General features: G+C 53.5%; 17 protein-coding genes and 1 pseudogene. 4 read left to right on the top strand and 14 right to left on the bottom strand.

All coding sequences use genetic code 11. The features are described 5' to 3' along the window. The first annotated feature begins 21 nt into the window (after positions 1-21). A complete protein-coding gene (gene oqxB, locus F3J31_RS10985; protein ID WP_167213058.1) occupies positions 22-3,177 on the top strand; it encodes a multidrug efflux RND transporter permease subunit OqxB in 3,156 nt (1,051 codons plus the stop codon). A gap of 67 nt (positions 3,178-3,244) precedes the next feature. Here oqxB and F3J31_RS10990 read toward each other — a convergent pair whose 3' ends face one another. The 3 genes and pseudogenes from F3J31_RS10990 to F3J31_RS11000 form a co-directional block, all read right to left on the bottom strand. Then, positions 3,245-3,724, bottom strand: a complete 480-nt coding sequence (locus tag F3J31_RS10990) for an Rrf2 family transcriptional regulator (protein ID WP_025760257.1) — start codon at positions 3,722-3,724, stop codon at positions 3,245-3,247. Positions 3,725-3,861: 137 nt separating this feature from the next. Then, positions 3,862-5,237: pseudogene (locus tag F3J31_RS10995) on the bottom strand (ATP-binding protein). Next, positions 5,237-5,914, bottom strand: coding sequence for a response regulator transcription factor (locus tag F3J31_RS11000; RefSeq protein ID WP_045910403.1), 678 nt, complete (start codon positions 5,912-5,914; stop codon positions 5,237-5,239). Before F3J31_RS11000 ends, F3J31_RS10995 begins: the two are co-directional and overlap by 1 nt. A 203-nt stretch (positions 5,915-6,117) precedes the next feature. Between F3J31_RS11000 and F3J31_RS11005 the strand changes: the two genes are divergently transcribed. Next, on the top strand, positions 6,118-6,954 hold the full coding sequence (locus F3J31_RS11005; RefSeq protein ID WP_167213061.1) for a MipA/OmpV family protein: 837 nt from the start codon (positions 6,118-6,120) through the stop codon (positions 6,952-6,954). Positions 6,955-7,061: 107 nt separating this feature from the next. Here the strand turns inward: F3J31_RS11005 and F3J31_RS11010 are convergent, their stop codons facing one another. The 4 genes from F3J31_RS11010 to F3J31_RS11025 all read right to left on the bottom strand — a co-directional run bounded on the left by F3J31_RS11010 (position 7,062) and on the right by F3J31_RS11025 (position 9,672). Then, the gene (locus F3J31_RS11010; protein ID WP_231597206.1) at positions 7,062-7,610 is read right to left on the bottom strand and encodes a hypothetical protein; all 549 of its coding nucleotides are present in this window, start codon (positions 7,608-7,610) and stop codon (positions 7,062-7,064) included. Between the two features lie 537 nt (positions 7,611-8,147). Next, on the bottom strand, positions 8,148-8,384 hold the full coding sequence (locus tag F3J31_RS11015; RefSeq protein WP_167213063.1) for a hypothetical protein: 237 nt from the start codon (positions 8,382-8,384) through the stop codon (positions 8,148-8,150). Positions 8,385-8,563: 179 nt separating this feature from the next. Continuing rightward, on the bottom strand, positions 8,564-9,043 hold the full coding sequence (locus F3J31_RS11020; RefSeq protein ID WP_167213066.1) for a hypothetical protein: 480 nt from the start codon (positions 9,041-9,043) through the stop codon (positions 8,564-8,566). Positions 9,044-9,270: 227 nt separating this feature from the next. Continuing rightward, complete coding sequence (locus tag F3J31_RS11025; RefSeq protein ID WP_167213068.1) at positions 9,271-9,672, bottom strand: cell envelope integrity TolA C-terminal domain-containing protein; 402 nt, start codon at positions 9,670-9,672, stop codon at positions 9,271-9,273. A 296-nt stretch (positions 9,673-9,968) separates the two neighbouring features. Between F3J31_RS11025 and F3J31_RS11030 the strand changes: the two genes are divergently transcribed. After that, the gene (locus tag F3J31_RS11030) at positions 9,969-11,690 is read left to right on the top strand and encodes a SulP family inorganic anion transporter (protein ID WP_167213071.1); all 1,722 of its coding nucleotides are present in this window, start codon (positions 9,969-9,971) and stop codon (positions 11,688-11,690) included. A gap of 134 nt (positions 11,691-11,824) precedes the next feature. Here F3J31_RS11030 and F3J31_RS23530 read toward each other — a convergent pair whose 3' ends face one another. From F3J31_RS23530 to F3J31_RS11050, 5 genes are all read right to left on the bottom strand, one after another. Beyond that, positions 11,825-12,049, bottom strand: a complete 225-nt coding sequence (locus F3J31_RS23530; RefSeq protein ID WP_045910408.1) for a hypothetical protein — start codon at positions 12,047-12,049, stop codon at positions 11,825-11,827. A gap of 248 nt (positions 12,050-12,297) precedes the next feature. Beyond that, entirely contained in the window at positions 12,298-12,867 is a 570-nt protein-coding gene (locus F3J31_RS11035) for a hypothetical protein (RefSeq protein WP_167213073.1), read from the bottom strand. A gap of 156 nt (positions 12,868-13,023) precedes the next feature. Beyond that, positions 13,024-13,638: a Tat proofreading chaperone DmsD gene (dmsD, locus tag F3J31_RS11040; protein ID WP_167213075.1), complete on the bottom strand. Its 615-nt coding sequence runs from the start codon at positions 13,636-13,638 to the stop codon at positions 13,024-13,026. Positions 13,639-13,731: 93 nt separating this feature from the next. Next, positions 13,732-16,170 carry a selenate/tellurate reductase subunit YnfE gene (ynfE, locus tag F3J31_RS11045; protein ID WP_167213077.1) on the bottom strand — a complete coding sequence of 813 codons (2,439 nt, stop codon included), beginning with the start codon at positions 16,168-16,170 and terminating at the stop codon, positions 13,732-13,734. 131 nt (positions 16,171-16,301) lie between these two features. Beyond that, positions 16,302-16,571, bottom strand: coding sequence for a DUF1161 domain-containing protein (locus F3J31_RS11050; protein WP_069719322.1), 270 nt, complete (start codon positions 16,569-16,571; stop codon positions 16,302-16,304). A gap of 104 nt (positions 16,572-16,675) precedes the next feature. On the opposite strand from F3J31_RS11050, the gene F3J31_RS11055 reads away from it, so the two are divergent. Beyond that, positions 16,676-17,386, top strand: coding sequence for a YnfC family lipoprotein (locus F3J31_RS11055; RefSeq protein ID WP_072052294.1), 711 nt, complete (start codon positions 16,676-16,678; stop codon positions 17,384-17,386). 143 nt (positions 17,387-17,529) lie between these two features. On the opposite strand, the gene speG is transcribed toward F3J31_RS11055, so the two are convergent. Beyond that, positions 17,530-18,090, bottom strand: a complete 561-nt coding sequence (gene speG, locus F3J31_RS11060) for a spermidine N1-acetyltransferase (protein WP_048030664.1) — start codon at positions 18,088-18,090, stop codon at positions 17,530-17,532. Next, positions 18,090-18,428, bottom strand: coding sequence for a DUF1283 family protein (locus tag F3J31_RS11065; protein WP_023335541.1), 339 nt, complete (start codon positions 18,426-18,428; stop codon positions 18,090-18,092). The genes speG and F3J31_RS11065 overlap by 1 nt, the downstream gene beginning before the upstream one ends. Positions 18,429-18,533: the final 105 nt, after the last annotated feature.

Here is an 18,533-nt window from a genome sequence, read left to right on the forward strand (position 1 = left end):
CTTGACCTGAGAATCCAACCCATGGACTTTTCCCGCTTTTTCATCGACAGGCCGATCTTTGCTGCCGTCCTGTCGATTCTGATTTTTATCACAGGGTTAATCGCCATCCCGCTGCTGCCGGTGAGCGAATATCCTGACGTCGTGCCGCCAAGCGTGCAGGTGCGCGCGGAGTACCCGGGCGCCAACCCGAAAGTGATTGCCGAGACCGTGGCGACGCCGCTGGAAGAGGCGATCAACGGCGTCGTGAACATGATGTATATGAAATCCGTCGCGGGTTCGGACGGCGTGCTGGTGACTACCGTGACCTTCCGTCCGGGGACTGACCCCGATCAGGCGCAGGTTCAGGTGCAGAACCGCGTCGCGCAGGCCGAGGCGCGTCTTCCGGAAGACGTGCGGCGCCTGGGCATTACCACCCAGAAACAGTCCCCGACGCTGACGCTGGTGGTGCATCTGTTTTCGCCCAACGGTAAGTACGACTCGCTGTATATGCGCAACTACGCCACGCTGAAGGTGAAGGATGAGCTGGCGCGCCTGCCCGGCGTCGGCCAGATCCAGATTTTCGGCTCCGGCGAGTACGCGATGCGCGTCTGGCTGGACCCAAATAAAGTGGCGGCGCGCGGTCTGACCGCCTCGGACGTGGTCACGGCGATGCAGGAGCAAAACGTACAGGTCTCCGCCGGTCAGCTTGGCGCCGAGCCGCTGCCGAAAGAGAGCGATTTCCTGATCTCCATTAACGCCCAGGGCCGTCTGCATACCGAAGAAGAGTTTGGCAATATTGTCCTGAAAACAACGCAGGATGGTACGGTCGTCCGCCTGCGCGACGTGGCGCGGATTGAAATGGGCTCCGGGAGCTATGCGCTGCGTTCCCAGCTGAACAATAAAGACGCGGTCGGGATTGGTATCTTCCAGTCGCCAGGGGCGAACGCCATCGATCTGTCTAACGCGGTGCGCGCGAAAATGGACGAACTGTCCACGCGCTTCCCGGCAGACATGAAGTGGGCGGCACCTTACGATCCGACGGTCTTCGTGCGTGATTCGATCCGTGCGGTGGTGCAGACGCTGCTGGAAGCCGTGGTGCTGGTCGTGCTGGTGGTCATTCTGTTCCTGCAAACCTGGCGCGCGTCGATCATTCCGCTGATCGCGGTGCCGGTGTCGGTGGTGGGTACTTTCAGCATTCTCTACCTGCTGGGCTTCTCGCTGAATACCCTGAGCCTGTTCGGGCTGGTGCTGGCCATCGGTATCGTGGTGGACGACGCCATCGTGGTGGTGGAAAACGTCGAGCGAAACATCGAAGAGGGGCTTGCGCCGCTTGCGGCTGCGCACCAGGCGATGCGTGAAGTGTCCGGGCCGATTATCGCGATTGCGCTGGTGCTGTGCGCGGTGTTTGTGCCGATGGCGTTTCTGTCGGGCGTTACCGGCCAGTTCTACAAGCAGTTTGCGGTGACGATCGCGATATCTACGGTGATTTCAGCGATTAACTCGCTGACGCTCTCTCCCGCGCTGGCAGCACTACTGTTAAAGCCGCACGGCGCACCGAAAGATTTCCCGACCCGGCTTATCGATCGTCTGTTCGGCTGGATTTTCCGTCCGTTTAACCGCTTCTTCCTCCGCAGCTCAAACGGCTATCAGGGACTGGTGGGCAAAACGCTGGGACGACGCGGCGCGGTATTCGTGGTTTATCTGCTGCTGCTTTGTGCCGCAGGCGTCATGTTTAAAGCGGTGCCCGGCGGGTTTATTCCGACGCAGGACAAGCTTTACCTGATCGGCGGCGTGAAAATGCCGGAAGGCTCTTCGCTGGCCCGCACCGATGCGGTGATCCGCAAAATGAGCGAAATCGGGATGAATACCGAAGGCGTGGACTATGCGGTCGCGTTTCCGGGGCTGAATGCGCTGCAGTTCACCAATACGCCGAATACCGGGACGGTCTTCTTCGGCCTGAAGCCGTTCGACCAGCGTAAACATTCCGCGGCGGAAATTAACGCGGAGATTAACGCGAAAATCGCGCAAATCCAGCAGGGCTTTGGCTTCTCCATCCTGCCGCCGCCGATTTTAGGGCTGGGTCAGGGGTCGGGCTATTCCCTGTACATCCAGGACCGCGGTGGTCTGGGCTATGGCGCGCTGCAAAATGCGGTGAACACCATGTCCGGTGCGATTATGCAGACGCCGGGGATGCATTTCCCGATCTCAACCTACCAGGCTAACGTGCCGCAGCTGGACGTGCAGGTAGACCGCGATAAGGCGAAAGCGCAGGGCGTGTCGCTGACCGATCTCTTCGGGACGCTGCAAACCTATCTGGGCTCGTCGTACGTCAATGACTTCAACCAGTTCGGACGTACCTGGCGCGTGATGGCACAGGCGGACGGGCAGTTCCGCGACAGCGTAGAAGATATTGCGAATCTGCGCACCCGTAACAGCCAGGGCGAAATGGTACCGATTGGCAGTATGGTAAACATCACGACCACCTACGGGCCGGATCCGGTGATCCGCTACAACGGCTACCCGGCGGCGGACCTGATTGGCGATGCCGACCCGCGCGTGCTCTCATCAGCGCAGGCGATGACGCAGCTGGACGCGATGTCTAAGCAGATCCTGCCGAACGGGATGAACATTGAATGGACGGATCTGAGCTTCCAGCAGGCCACCCAGGGCAACACGGCGCTGATCGTCTTCCCGGTCGCGGTGCTGCTGGCGTTCCTGGTGCTGGCGGCGCTGTATGAAAGCTGGACGCTGCCGCTGGCGGTGATCCTCATCGTGCCGATGACCATGCTCTCGGCGCTGTTTGGCGTCTGGCTGACCGGGGGCGATAACAACGTCTTCGTGCAGGTGGGGCTGGTGGTGCTGATGGGGCTGGCCTGTAAAAACGCCATTCTTATCGTGGAGTTTGCCCGCGAGCTGGAAATTCAGGGTAAAGGCATCATGGAGGCCGCGCTGGAGGCGTGTCGCCTGCGTTTACGCCCGATTGTGATGACCTCCATCGCCTTTATTGCCGGGACCATTCCGCTGATCCTCGGCCACGGCGCGGGCGCAGAAGTACGTGGCGTCACCGGGATCACGGTGTTCTCCGGTATGCTGGGGGTGACGCTGTTTGGTCTGTTCCTGACGCCGGTGTTCTACGTGACGCTGCGTAAGTTCGTCACGCGTGGGAAGAAAGAGGAAAGGGACGTGCTGCCTGCGTAGGGACGTTGCTGATAATAAAAAACCGCCTTCACAGTGAAGGCGGTTTTTTTTCGCATCAGGTAAAACGTTACGATGTTTTTTGATACTGGGCGATGAGATCGGGGAGCGGATCCCAGCCGCTGCTGTCGGCGTTTTTCACCGCTTCCAGGGCACTTGCTACGGTATGGCGGGCCAGTACCGCTAACGACGCCTGCTCGGCCTCTTCGGAAATTGATTTAAAGTACCAGCACGCGTTAGCGCTGACCACGCAGCGAGCCGGTACGTCAGGGCGCGACGCCCACAGCTTTTTATCTTCGATGACCGACAGGTAGATGTCGCGCAGGGTGATCTCTTCTGGCGGGCGACCAAGATGAATGGAGCCGTTACGGCCAAGCGTTGAGACGATAATGCCGTCTCGCGTCAGCGGAACCATCAATTTGCGGATGAAGCTCGGGTTCGCTTCCAGGCCGTAGGCCAGAATCGCACTCGTTGAACGTTCACCCAATTGCTCCGCCATCGCTACGCTGAGAACCATCTGCAAAGCTGTCGGGAAGCGGTAATCTAACATTTCTCTGTCCTGGGTTGCGGTGAATCTTGTTCTTTTTGGCACCGCAGAGGTGAATAAGCAATAAACAACAATATAACAAATACGGTAATTATTTTGAAGCAATCTGCGGCATTTGCGATCAAACCCCCTGTTCTGCTTTAGCTAAACGTGCGGTTCGGGAAGTCAACCGTGACCAGGAGGCCACCTTCTGCAGAGGTACTCAGATTTACGCTGCTGTTGTGTTGCTGCGCCACCGCTTTGACGATGGCAAGCCCCAGCCCGCTGCCGCTTTGCACCTGATTGGGATCTCGGAAAAAGCGGTCGAACACGCGCTCCTGCAGCTCGACCGGAATACCGGGGCCCGCATCGGAGACGCGCAGCTGAACGACGCGATCGCCTGCACGTACGTCGACCTGAATCTGCCCGCCCTCGGGGCTGTATTTCACGGCGTTCTCAATGAGGTTGTCAACGAGCGACACCAGGCGTTCCCTGACGCCTGAGATCCACACTTCATCCTCGGCAAAGAATTCCAGCTCGATCCTCCGCGCAGACGCTAAGGGCTCCAGCTCGGCCATACGCGCCTGGATGAGCGTCGTCAGCGGCACGGGCTCCATGGCCGTATCAATACGCGCTTCGCTGTGCATCATCAGCAGCAGCTGATTGACGAGACGCGCGGCGCGGCTGTTGCTGCGGATCACGCCGGCAAGCAGCTCCTGCTGGCTTTCGCTGATGACCCAGGACTGCAGCGCCTCCACGTTGATGCGCATCGCCGCGAGGGGCGTACGCAGCTCGTGCGCGGCATCCGCGATGAAAACCCGCTCCCTTTCCGCGCTTTCACGCACCCTGGCAAGAAAGTCATTGATCGCGTCCACCATCTGGCGAAGCTCTCTGTGCTTCGGTACGGCTTTTAACGGGGAGAGATCGTCCGGCGTGCGTAACGTAATCTCATCGACCACCTTATTCCAGGGACGCATCGCAATGCGTATTGACAGCCACGCGGGAAACAGCAGAAAAGGGAAGCAGACCAGCAGCGGCAGGATGTAGTACCCGCGCGAGTTCAGATAGATAAAGAAGTTCCAGCCGCTGGCTGGGGTGAAAAGGGTAACCTCCACGTCGGAGTGCGGGGATTTGAGGGTGCGGCTGGTCCAGGTACGATCACCACTCTGAACATGCTCCAGTTCGCCGAACCGGGTGTTTGTTATCCCTGCGGGCGCACCGTCGGAGGCAAAAATAACGGTATTATTTTTGCGAACGATGAGGTTAATCGACAGCACGGGATCTTCCCCTCCGCCGTAACCTTCACGCAGCGCCTTGCTGAAGGCCTCCAGCACAGCGGTACGATATCCATACGCTCAGCCAGGGTAAAAACGGTTTCGTACGTTTTACTGCCCGTGAGGATAGGGGGGCTACGCAGGTCCTCCCACAGAATAAAGGTTAAAAAAAGACACCACAGCAGGGTAAGCAGCAGCATCTGGGCGATGATAATTCGCCGTACCAGCGTCGGACGCCTCAGGTGATACCAGACGTTTTGCATTAACCGGTCACCTTCTGTATTGAGACGGTATCAATAACGTACCCGACGCCCCGGACCGTTCGCACATAGCCGTCGCCGATTTTTCGCCGTAAATTTCCCATGTGCACGTCGAGCGCGTTGCTGAGGTTCTCTTTGTTGCCGAATATCCTTTCTTCCAGAAACCGCCGGGTCAGCACGCGGTCCGCGCGCAGCATCAACGTTTCCAGCAGCGCGTATTCACTGGCCGTTAAATCGATATGCCGCGAACTCACCGTCACGCGGCGCGTCGGGACATGAAGGGATAGCCCACGAATTTCTATCGCCTCATTTTCAAAACCGTAGCTGCGCCGTGCAAGGGCTCGCACTCTCGCCAGCAGCTCGGCGAGAATAAAGGGTTTGACGAGATAGTCGTCCGCGCCGGCATCCAGCCCGCACAGGCGATCCTGCAGCGTCCCTCGCGCCGTCAGGATGATGACGGGGATCCCCTTGAGTTGCTGACGCAAACGCGTCATCAGGCTCATGCCATCGCCGTCGGGCAGCCCCAGGTCGAGCAAAATAAGTTCCGGCACGCAGACGTCAAGCTGATGCAGCGCATCCTCTTTACGGCGAACCCATATGACGTCAAATCCTTGATCTGAGAGGGCGATACGTACGCCATTGCCGAGATCCAGGTCGTCTTCGATAAGTAGAATTTTCACATTGGTAACGGTATCAACCGTGAATGAAGAATAACTTAAGAAAAAAACGGTAGCAGGAAATCTGTCCGGATGACAGCACCTGCCCGCGCTTCAGTGTTTCTTCATTTTCGGCTCATAAGAACCTTAGGGTCACTCTTCAAAATGGGCGTTCCGGCGTTTAACCGCCTGCATCGTCATCATTTGAATCCATAAGGACTTCCTTAATGAGAAATATTGAACTGCGTCATACGTTCCCTCATTTACTTTCGGACCGCTGCCTGAAAACCCTCGTGCCGGGCGTCGTTCTGGCGTTACTGGCTACGCCTGTACTGGCGGAAGAACAGCGCCAGGGTAACGTCATAACCCTGGGGGGCGGCGTGGATGTGGGGCCGCGCTACTCGGGTTCAGATAAAACCCGCGTCTCAGCGGCTCAGGTAGTGGATTATTCCATGGCAAATGGCTTCTTTATCGGCACCTCGCGAGGGATCGGTTACGGTAACAACGTTGGCAACCTGGATTACAGCGCAGCGCTGAGCTATCGAGTTGGCCGTAAAGATAAAGACGTGAGCAGCGATTCGATCAGCTCCGGTAGCGACGAGCTGCGAGGGATGGGAGAGATTAAAGGCTCGGCAATCATCGTGCCCGGGCTGGGGTACAAGGTGACCGACTGGCTGAATCTGCAGCTGCAGGCTGAGGTTCCGGTGTCTGAGAGAGACAACGGAGAGGCGGTGCATTTCGGCTTGAGCAGTCCGCTCTATACCTCACCAACAAATGCGGTGACGCTGGCGCTGACCGGCAGTTGGGGATCCGACAAGTATATGCAGACGTATTACGGGGTCAACGCCGCCCAGTCGGCCGCATCGGGCTTTGCCCGACATGACGCCGGGGCCGGGGTTTATGTCTGGTCGATGAACCTGGACTGGACCCACAAGCTCACCTCTCGCTGGAGCGTCCTTGCCTCTGCGGGCGTGACGCAGTTGACGGGGGATGCAGGTGATAGTCCCATTGTGCAACGCAAGACGTCGCCCACGGGGAGTTTGAAGGTGACGTACAGTTTTTAATAGTGGGTTACGGCGGCTGGTGGTCTTGAGCCGTATATAAGCCGCTCCGGTTTAGATGGCGGGGCGGAACCTCTTGCTGACAGTTACAGCACATGTGGTTGACGGATTTATCTAAAGCTCCATTGGGCTGTGATGACAAAAACGGAGGGGATGATAATACCCACATCCATGCCAAAATAAGACGTAAAATTATACTGGAATCCGTGATATATGTAGGGAGAAAATCCTATCCCGGTTACTTTTTTAAAATCATGGTATGAACCATGGTCACCACAATCATCGAATGTATCAAAGAAAAATTCGCCTACATATCCATAGATTCCCTTAAAAACCCAACCGTTATTCCACCCAGCCCAGTCTCTTCTTACGCCGGCAGCCAGACATCTGTCATTAAAGCTGTTTTTCATTGTGCCTAGCACAACACTATATTTCGATGTGTCCGAAAATTTCCTCTCCACGGATATAAACTTGTTTTCAAAGTTCTCCGTGTATTGTCCGTGATTATTTGTCAGATGATAAACGTATGAGCCAGTGTTTATAGAATACAGATTTATTTCATCTGCAGAGCAATTCCATGTAACCAGATAAAAACTTCCGCACCACAGCCATGCGGGGTATCTTTTACGTGCTGTCTGCTTATGTGGAATATTATCCATATTCGCTCACTTTGGCTAACGTACTGAATTTATAAGAACTAATTTTTGTCCTGCAGCTGTACAAATTTTAGCATACATACGGAAAGTTGAGATCTTGCGTCACGGGAGCGGGACAATGTTCGCTTTCGGTGCAGACAACGCGGACCTTGTCAGACAGTTCCATGCGGCAGGTCTCCATGCGGGAGGGAAGAATGAAGGCGCGCCGGGTACACGACCGCGTACGGCCCCGATTTTTATGGTGCCTATCTGCGCATCCTGACGGGAATAAGCTGGCATGTGTTTGTCAGCATTATTCTCCGCAAACAGATGAGTATTCAAAGGAACAATAGTTACATTTTAGGATGTTTAGTGGTGACTAAATCAGCCGTGTAATAGGGCGTCCCCTGCGAGTCATCTCAATTCAGTACACGGCTGGTACAGTCCGCCTTTGGCTCGATGCGGACGATCTGACTGAGCTTAAGGTCCGCAGTGAGCGAGAAGTGCACGTTCGCGAAGATATTAGAATACAGGACGACTATATTATAAATGTTATGCTTTTTATTCCCATCCCATTTCTTTGTAGGTCTTACTATCCTGTTCAGGAAAATCAGTTTGATATTCTCCCCAGCGACGGAACTCGTAATATATTTTCATTGCTTCAAGATGGGAATCTGCGTCACATGTCCACACTAATCGGTAGTCCGGATCCAGCAATTTACGAGCAGAATCCCCCCGTGTACCGGCAAGACAAAACAAATCTAAACCACCTTCGTTTGTCCATAACTCATGCTTCATAATTTTTCTCCCATGAACTCCTCGTAAATTAAGATATTGCGATGTTAGCAAAATCCGCCCCTGGCACAAAACTGACATTGCAGAAATAGTTGGTCAGTTTGTATCGAGGAGCGGAAGTTTGCAATCGCTCTCATAGATGGTGTCAGCGGCACTCATGTCAGCCCAGGAAATGTTGTCAGTTACTCTATCCAGGGGACAGGTTCACCAATATAGGTGTGTGTGCAGCAGCGGCAAGTTACTTTCACGTCCTTTCCCGAAATTGAAGGATTTACCTGTTGAAGAATTCCATTCTCATCAACAAACAGACCCGGATAAAAACTACTTTCACCAATGCAGACTAAATCTCTTCGCTGATGCTCATGTCGTGCGACTAACCAGAATACAGGCTCGGTAGTATCAAGACGCCCACATACTTCACTGAATATTTCATCCCATGGTTTGCCATTGTGTTTGATCAGGAAATAAAACAAGGGCGTGTAATCTCGGCCACGCTTCTGTCTGCCATGCATTGTCCCGCGCTTTGCCAGTAGCTCATTTCCGACTTTTTTACCGTTGCGTTCCCAGCGATACTCAGCACCAGGATTATTAGATTGGTGTCGTGTAGTGTTGTTGACGCTGCGATACAGCTTACGGGACTTATTCTGTTGATGAGTACGCATAGCTCGATCTCGTGCATCCTTTCTTTTGTGGGTCGGTAGCGCCTGCCGGAGCTAGATTCAGTAGTGTGTGGCTGTATTAAAAACAACCATGCTTACAGACAGTCGCATTATGCTGAAATACCGTCCTACTGAAACTACCCAAAAATCCGCTCATGACAAAGAGAACATGGCCTGAAGCAGCATGGCGGAGTTTAGCAAAGCGCGCCATTCAAGACATAATCTTGAAGCTAACCGCGCATGTCGAAGCCTGATTTTTGAAAATCTCTATAAACTTCCGGATTGCTGAAGGCCGGGAATTTGGCTTTATGGGCGGCTGATTTTATCGCTTCGCAATAGGCGCTATTGCCGTTACTGGTTGAGATGCTTAAAGGTGTGCCATCCTGAGCAAATTCAATATGCAACCTGCATTGTTTCCCTTTCCAGTTTTGCGGCTCTTCAATTTCGGCGTTTATTGCCGCCCTGATTGCCCGCGCCTGCGCGCCCCATTCATCCTGATCGTCCCAGCGTCCTGAACCGCAATTACCCGTTGCCGTGGTCTTATGGCAGCCGGAAGGGTGTAGCGGCGCGCATCCCGCGGCCAGGTTCACCACTATAGCCACTACAGCGATTTTCTTTACTGCTTGAGACATTCCCACCTCTTATCCCGCAATCCATTTTAGCTTCAATAATGTTTAAATATTCTTCCGCACTTCCTGGCCTCTTTTCAACTACCAATAACGGGTTACAACGTCGCTGACCAGGCTGCCGGTTCTACTCCGACTAACCGTTCGTTTTTGAACTATGTTTTACACCAGTCAGAATAATAAAATAGTTAAGTATTTACAGGACCTGAGCGGGGGGCCTCCGTCCGGAGCATTTGAAAGCCAGAACCTCACTTAAAAGTGTGCCAACATTTCGTGCGTAATATTCATGTCCGGAGAATAACGTGTTCGGAAAGCTATTGTTGAACTACATGCCAGGGCTACAAAATTTGTTGGCCTACGATAAAAGCTGGCTAAAACATGATGTTAAAGCGGGGTTATCCGTTGCGGCTGTCGCGCTCCCTGTTGCGATTGCTTACGCTGAGTTGGCGGGTGTGGGGGCAATTGTAGGACTCTATTCCTGCGTTTTACCAATGATAGCTTACGCACTGTTTGGCTCTTCACGTCAGCTTATTGTGGGCCCTGATGCCACAACCTGTGCGGTGATTGCGGCCGTTGTATTTCCGCTTTCTGCAGGTAATCCCGAACTGCACTGGCAACTGACGATCATCATGACATTGATGATGGGCGGGTGGTGCCTGCTTGCCAGTAAATTTCGCCTGGGCGCGCTTGCCGATCTGCTTTCTCACCCCATTCTTACCGGTTTACTTAATGGCGTAGCCGTGACGATTATCGTCGGGCAATTAGGCAAGGTATTAGGGATCAAGCTTGATGAGGCGCAGGTCATTGAAAAAATAATCGCCTTGCCAGGTCGACTTTCAGATAGCCATTTATTAACCGTAGGAATATCCCTTTTTACGTTAATTATTTTAATGGTGATCAAGACGTACCGCAGCCAGTGGCCAGCACCTTTAATCGCCATTGTGATAACAACGGCACTGGTATGGGGGACCTCGGCACAACAGTATGGCATTGCCACGATTGGGGGAGAAGGCTTCCAGTCTGGTTTACCGGTCGTCCACTGGGGGGCGTTCCAGCCGGGGCCGATGCGTGATTTGGTGATCCCGGCGCTGAACCTGGCGTTGGTCAGTTTTGTCAGTCTGATGCTGACCGCCCGCAGTTTCGCAGCGAAAAATGGCTACGAAATTAATGCGGATGCAGAGTTCCGTGCGCTGGGTATTGCGAACATTATGTCGGGGTTATCTCAGGGGTTTGCTATCAGTGGCGCCGATTCCCGGACCGCGGTGAATGATTCGGTTGGGGGAAAAAGCCAGCTGGTTTCCGTGGTCGCCGCCTTGATCATCGGTATTGTCGTGCTGTTTTTCACTCAGCCATTACAATACATTCCGGTATCTGCGTTAGGTATTGTTCTAATGTATGCATCATGGTCATTAATCGATTTACGTGGGTTATGGAACCTGAGGCGCAGAAATAAACAGGCATTTCGCCTGGCCTTCTTCACGTTTGGCTGTGTTTTAATTATCGGCGTTATCCAGGGGATTGGCCTTGCGGTATTGCTTGGGTTGTTACAATTCCTTCGTACGGTGTTTCGTCCCTCTGAGCACCTGCTGGGGACTGACGAAGAGGGAATGATTCACTCGTTAGGGAATACCACCGATATTAAAATGGTCCCGGGCGTGCTGATGTATCGATTTAACTCACCGTTGACCTATTTTAATGTGGCTTATTTTAAACGTCGGGTATTGAACCTGGTTGATGGGGCCGCCATACAACCTAAATGGGTGGTCATTGATGCCGTTGCCTGCTTCACCTATTCGGACATCAGTGTCCTGGCAACCATTAATGAGTTAAAGCGTGACCTGAAAGGTCGACAGATTAAATTAATCCTTGCGGGCAGGAAAACGGAGTTAACACGCTGGTTTAAAGACAGTCGGCCAACAATGAATGATGATGACATGATTCTGGCGCCAGACCTCTACCTGGCACTTCGGTTCATTCAAAGCAAAGAGAGTGCGAGTGAGGGGGAATCAGTCGGTGATACATAACCAAATACTGGTTAAAGGCTTGTAACGCATGCTACTGGCAGGCAGGGAACACTCACAATTTCTACCACCGAGGCGCAACTACTGTTGGCCTGGACAGTGAGATGTTCCTTGCCTGTCTTACCTTCTTCTGCCATCTATCTCAGTAAAAACTGAATCAGCTGAACAAAGATATACACTGCCGCCGCCACTCGTATTGCCTGCCAACCCCATCTGAGATAGCGCCATTCATAGCGTTCTCTGGCATTAGCCTCTGCTATAGCGGAGTCATAACGCTTTTTTTTCTTTCTCCTGACTACGTCTATTACCCACAGGATGAGAATAAAGATAATGATGGTTTTCAGAAATATGGGATTATCCACTAAAAATGACTCCGGCTTGCTCGCTGAAAAAGCAGAATAGATGAACAGTCGTCACGTATCCACCACTAAATGTGGGGGTATGAATGAAATTTACCCTGATTCGATTTTGAGATGACCCTGCCCATAGCCGGTTTCTCCGCTGTGAATGCGCAATCTGTGGTGCGACGTATCAGGCTGACGGCTACAAGCAAGGAGCGGACCTTGAGCGCCATTCATATTCACCGGAACAAAAATAGATAGGGTAGTGCCTACAAATAAATAAACTCATAATTCACAATATAACTTCCAATATTATTCACACGAGCTGTCACCCACACCCCAGTCATTCCCTGCTTACGGTGGCTGTGCAGATATTCTTTGTTTGTACAAAGCTGAATCCATCTGTTGGTGTTCTGATCTTTTAACCAGAGACCCGCTTCACAATGGCCATACTTACCTTTCGAAGGCCCCGGAAAGACAACCTCATATTCAGATTCATAGCCAATTATTTTGTCCGGGAAGAGATAGACATAAATATCATAGCAATTTAAGCTCAATACAAACCCAAGGCAAAAGCCGCTAAAAAAAGCACTGGCAATATATTCTAATGTTTTGTTAAAAGTGCGCAGGTAAAAAGCGCGCATAACAAAAATTGTTCCAATCAAAACGCCAAGTGAAATATATGTCATCCATTCAGGAACGGATTTTTTTAATATAGTATTATGGGAGATGCCAGATGCCCATGACATATACCAGAGCCATCCACCTAAAACGCTGAATATCACGGCTGTAACAAGTAATTTCTTGCGTTTATCTTCGAAAGAATAATTTTTAGTCATGGTTTTGTTTTGTATGTATCAAACGAAAGTGTTGACCTTACCAGGAAAAGCTATTTTATATTATTAAATTCAATATGCCTCCTGTTTCGAGTTAAATTTTTTAAGCTTCCTCTTTTGACCGTAGCTTGCTCGCTATCCGCGAGCAAGCCACACCCCTTAGCGATACAGCGTTTTTTCCGCAACCGGAATAAGCAGCCCGGATCGCCAGTCTGCGAGCGTCAGCTGCGCAAGCTTACCCAGCGCGGTATAAAACGGATGCCCGGCGTTGTCGACAAACACGGACAGGAAGCGGGTGCTCCACGGCAGCAGGTGCCACGCCAGAAGTTGAGCGTACTCCGCATCGCGGCCGTTCTCAGCCAGCCATGCCGCCAGCAGCAGCAACGTCCCGAAGTGATCTTCCGGTTCATTCTGCTGCATTTCAAATGCGATAGCGTTCTCCCGCATCCACTGGCGCAGCGCGAGGGTCGAGTCGCCGAACAGTACGGATTCGCGGTCCAGCCAGACGGAACCCCACGGTGGCGCGGGCAGGGCGTAAGGGCCAATAAACAGCCGTTGCCAGGCGTCCCTCAGCGGCTCATCGGCAGACGCGGCAAAGGTGTCAGCTACAGGCTGCAGCGTTTCCGACTGCAGGGGCCAGTCCTGAACCCAATCCCCTGCGGTGAGGGCCTGCACCAGCGGCGCGGCCTGCTCGCTGTCTGGCGAGAAATAAAACAGCGCGCCCAGCACCCGGGCGCTGAACGCGAACGATTCACGATGTGAGACATCTTTCATTACATCTTCCTTGTTCGCGCGGAGAGTGTCCGCGCGACTGTGTTAACCGATATTACAAATCATAGAATAAACCACGGCCACGCCATTCACTCGCTACACCTTCTCGATCTGCACCAGATTGGTGTGTTGCGGGTTGCCTTTTGCCAGTGGTGAAGGGCGGTGCGTGGTCAGGGTGTTGATGCATGAGCCGTGGTCGATACGATCGCCACTCATATTGGCGTCGTGCCAGGCACCCTGGCCCATAGCGCTCACGCCGGGCATGATGCGCGGCGTCACTTTTGCTTCAATTCGCACCTCGCCGCGATCGTTAAACACGCGCACTGTATCGCCGTTCTTAATGCCGCGTTTTTCAGCATCGACAGGATTAAGCCAGACCTCCTGGCGACAGGCGGCTTTCAGCACGTCAACGTTACCGTAGCTCGAGTGGGTACGGGCCTTAAAGTGGAAACCAAACAGCTGCAGCGGGAACTGCGCGCGCTCGGGCGCATCCCAGCCGTCGAAGGTTGATGCGTAGACGGGCAGCGGACTGATGGTCTCATCTTTTTCCAGCTCCCAGGTGGCCGCAATCTCCGCCAGCTTGCTGGAGTATATTTCAATCTTACCCGATGGCGTTTTCAGCGGATTGGCTTCCGGGTTTTCGCGGAATTTTTTATAGGCCACAAAATGGCCGTTCGGATCTTTACGCTTGTAAATACCCATTTTTTTCAGCTCGTCATAGGACGGCAGATGAGGGTCTTTTTCGAGCATTTTGGCATACAGATACTGCAGCCACTGTTCCTGCGTCCGTCCTTCGGTAAATTTCTGATGGATATCCGGCCCGAGGCGTTTCGCCACTTCGCTCATGATCCAGTAGATGGGCTTGCGTTCAAATTTCGGCGCGGTCACGGGTTGAAGGAATATCAGGTAGCCCATGTTACCCGCATAATCGTTAGGAATGATGTCTTCCTGTTCGACGGTCATCAGGTCTGGCAACACGATATCGGCATACTTCGCTGACGACGTCATGAAGTTATCGATGACCACAATCATCTCGCACTTGCTTTCATCCTGCAGGATATCGTGGGTTTTATTGATATCGGAGTGCTGGTTGATGAGGGTATTGCCCGCGTAGTTCCAGATGAACTTAATCGGCACGTCCAGCTTATCCTTGCCGCGCACGCCGTCGCGCAGGGCGGTCATCTCCGGACCGCGGGTGATAGCGTCCGTCCAGCTGAAGCAGGAAATTTGCGTTTTGACCGGGTTATCCGGCAGCGGCATACGTTCGATGGTGATGGTGTAGGTGGACTCACGCGCGCCGCTGTTCCCGCCGTTGATCCCCACGTTCCCAGTCAGAATAGGCAGCATGGCGATGGCGCGGGAGGTCAGCTCGCCGTTCGCCTGACGCTGAGGTCCCCAGCCCTGACAGATATAAGCCGGTTTAGCGGAGCCGATTTCGCGGGCAAGCTTAACGATGCGATCGGCGGGAATACCTGTGATGCGGGAGGCCCACTCCGGCGTTTTCGCCGTGCGGTCATCGCCCTGGCCGAGAATATACGCTTTGTAGTGACCGTTAGCGGGCGCGCCTTCCGGCAGCGTTTTTTCATCATAGCCGACGCAGTATTTATCCAGGAACGGCTGGTCGACCAGGTTTTCGTCGATTAACACCCAGGCAATACCTGCTACCAGCGCGGCATCGGTACCCGGACGGATCGGGATCCACTCATCTTCACGTCCGGCTGCCGTATCGGTGTAGCGCGGGTCGATAACAATCATGCGCGCGTTGGACCGCTCGCGGGCCTGTTCCAGATAGTACGTAATCCCGCCGCCGCTCATGCGCGTTTCTGCTGGGTTATTGCCGAACATGACCACCAGTTTGGTGTTTTCGATGTCCGAGGTGCTGTTGCCGTCGTTGCTGCCGTAGGTGTAGGGCATCGCGCAGGCAATTTGCGCCGTGCTGTAGGTACCGTAGTGGCTCAGGAAACCGCCGTAGCAGTTCATCAGACGCGCCACCAGCGAAGCGTAAGGGGAGGAGCGGGTGATATTGCCCCCGACAATCCCGGAGGAGTAGTTGATATACACCGCTTCGTTGCCATAGCCGGCCACCACGTCTTTCAGACTGGCGGCGATCGTGTCGAGCGCTTCATCCCAGGTGATGCGTTCGAACTTACCTTCGCCGCGTTTGCCCACGCGCTTCATCGGGTAGTTCAGACGGTCAGGGTGATTGATTCGGCGGCGAATAGAACGTCCGCGCAGGCAGGCGCGCACCTGATGGTTACCGTAAATATCCTCACCAGTGTTGTCCGTTTCGACCCAGTACACTTCGTTGTCACGCACGTGCAGACGCAGCGCACAGCGGCTGCCGCAGTTGACCGAGCAGGCGCCCCACACCACGGTATCTTCAGGCGGCTGGACGGCGTGCTTCACCGCCGCGGCGGCGCTTTTTAAACCAAAAGGCAGCGAGATCCCACCAGCGGCAAGCGCCAGAGAACCTATCGCCGTAGATTTCACGAGAGTTCGACGGCTAATTCCGCCGTGATGTTCAATATCGGACATGGCTCACCCCATCATTATAATTGCGTATTATTTTTCCCGAAATGATATCCGGGCTAATGATGGGGTGAGTGTTACTTATTTGGGGGTATTAAATCTTAATCCTCATCAAATCAAAGGGGATTGAGGGGCAATTACTGAGCTTCAGCGGCCGCACCACTGCCTGTGCGGGTGTATAAAATTTTGAAGGTGTCGTTGGCGCAGTGGCCTACTACCTGCGTGCCCGCCTGGTCAGCCTGGTCGTTCGGCACAATGCTCAGCGTAAACCCTGATTCAGGCACGCCGTTGTTGATAATCTTCTGCTGAATGTCGCTTTTCACGCGCTCGCAGGAATCCGGTGCCGCCAGCGCGGCCGTTGAGGCACTCATTAACAGCAGGGCGGTAATCCAGGGTAACCGTTTCATCTGTAGCTCCTTTTCTCTGTGTAGAGATTAATTTTAGCAGGCTTCGTGTAAACAACTGTATTTGCTAATATGATTGGGAATAATCTCCCTGTACGGTAATAAATGTGAAGAAATACGCAGCGATAACGCTACTGGCAGCAACACTGATGGGGTGCGACAACAGCTCCGCGCCGCTGTCGTTTACGCCCGAGATGGCGAGTTTTTCAAACGAGTTTGATTTTGATCCGCTGCGCGGACCGGTCAAAGACTTTACCCAGACGCTGTTCAACGAGAAGGGCGAAGTGTCCAAACGGGTCACCGGCACCGTCTCGACGGAAGGGTGTTTCGATACGCTGGAGCTGCACGACCTGGAGGCCAACACCGGCGTGGCGCTGGTGCTGGATGCCAATTACTATCTTGACGCAGAAACCCAGCAGCGCAAAGTGAAGCTGCAGGGGAAATGCCAGCTGGCCGAACTGCCGTCAGCCGGGGTGACGTGGGATACTGACGACAACGGTTTTGTGGTGGCGGCGCACGGCAAAGAGATGGAAGTGAAGTATCGCTACGACGCGGATGGCTACCCGCTGGGCAAAACCACCGTCTCCGGGGATCAGCATCTGTCCGTCCAGTCGACGCCGTCTAAAGATCTTCGCAAAAGAATGGATTACTCGGCAGTGAGCATGTTGAATGATAAGCCGCTGGGCAACGTGAAGCAGAGCTGCGATTACGACCGCCACAATAACCCGGTGAGCTGCGATCTGACGATCACGGACGACAGCGTCAAACCTGCCGTTGAGCGCAAGTACACCATCAAGAACACGATTGAATATTACTGAGAGTAACGTGCATTTTGTACGTTTCGCCCGGCGGCGCTACGCTTGCACGGGCCTACAATGAAGCACCCTGTAGGCCGGGTAAGCACAGCGCCACCCGGCAAGAAAGACAGCGCAATGGTTCATGACAAGGTTTGTCATCAATCTCACTGCGCGGTAGGTTTCAGCAGGCTGGCGCCTGACGGTTTGTGTCCGGCCAGGTGCTGATGCTGGAAAATGCACATGCGGATGGTGTTGCGGTATTCACCGTTAATAAAGAACTCGTGAATCAGCTCGCCTTCCACCATGAAGCCCAGCTTGCGGTAGATATGGATCGCTTTCTCGTTCTCTTTGTCCACAATCAGGTAAAGCTTGTAGAGATTCAGAACGTTGAATCCGTAATCCATTGCCAGCTTAGCCGCCCGTGACGCAAGGCCTTTTCCCTGATGTTCAGGGGAAATGATGATCTGAAACTCCGCCCGGCGGTGAACGTGGTTGATTTCAACCAGCTCCACCAGTCCGGCTTTTTCACCTTCACACTCCACCACAAAACGACGTTCACTCTGATCGTGAATGTGCTTATCGTAGAGATCGGACAGCTCGACAAACGCCTCGTAAGGCTCTTCGAACCAGTAGCGCATCACGCTGGCATTGTTGTCGAGCTGGTGGACAAAGCGCAGGTCTTCACGCTCCAGCGGACGGAGTTTAACGTCGCAGGACACCGACATTATGGGGCTACCGTGCGGCCAGTGCGGCGATCCAGGCAGCGCAGGGTGTTTGGCTCCCAGTAGGCATTGACGTTTGCACTTTGCTGACACTTATCGCGCGCGTCAAAAGCGACATCTTCTTTGTCCCACTCTTTTTCAGCACGTTTGTTGACCTTCTGACGAAGGTTACGGGTGTCATTCCATTGTTCTTTGTCCATGGCGGCGTTCTGACGGCTTTGCGCGCTGTCACCAGACTCAATAATGAGCTTGCTGGTTTCCGCTGTCGCAGAGGCGGCAAAGGCGAACGATGACAGCGCCAGCAGGGCTGTCAGACAAAGGCGTTTGCTTAATGTGGTCATAGCGTTTCCTTTTAAATGGGTGCAGATAATCAAGTTACCCCGTACAGATTCTACACTAAAGCGAAATGACGGCATACCCGCGGAGCAAGTATGGAAAAGTAAAGG

This window comes from Enterobacter sp. Acro-832 (genome assembly GCF_011752745.1).
Taxonomy (GTDB): Bacteria; Pseudomonadota; Gammaproteobacteria; order Enterobacterales; family Enterobacteriaceae; genus Enterobacter; species Enterobacter quasiroggenkampii.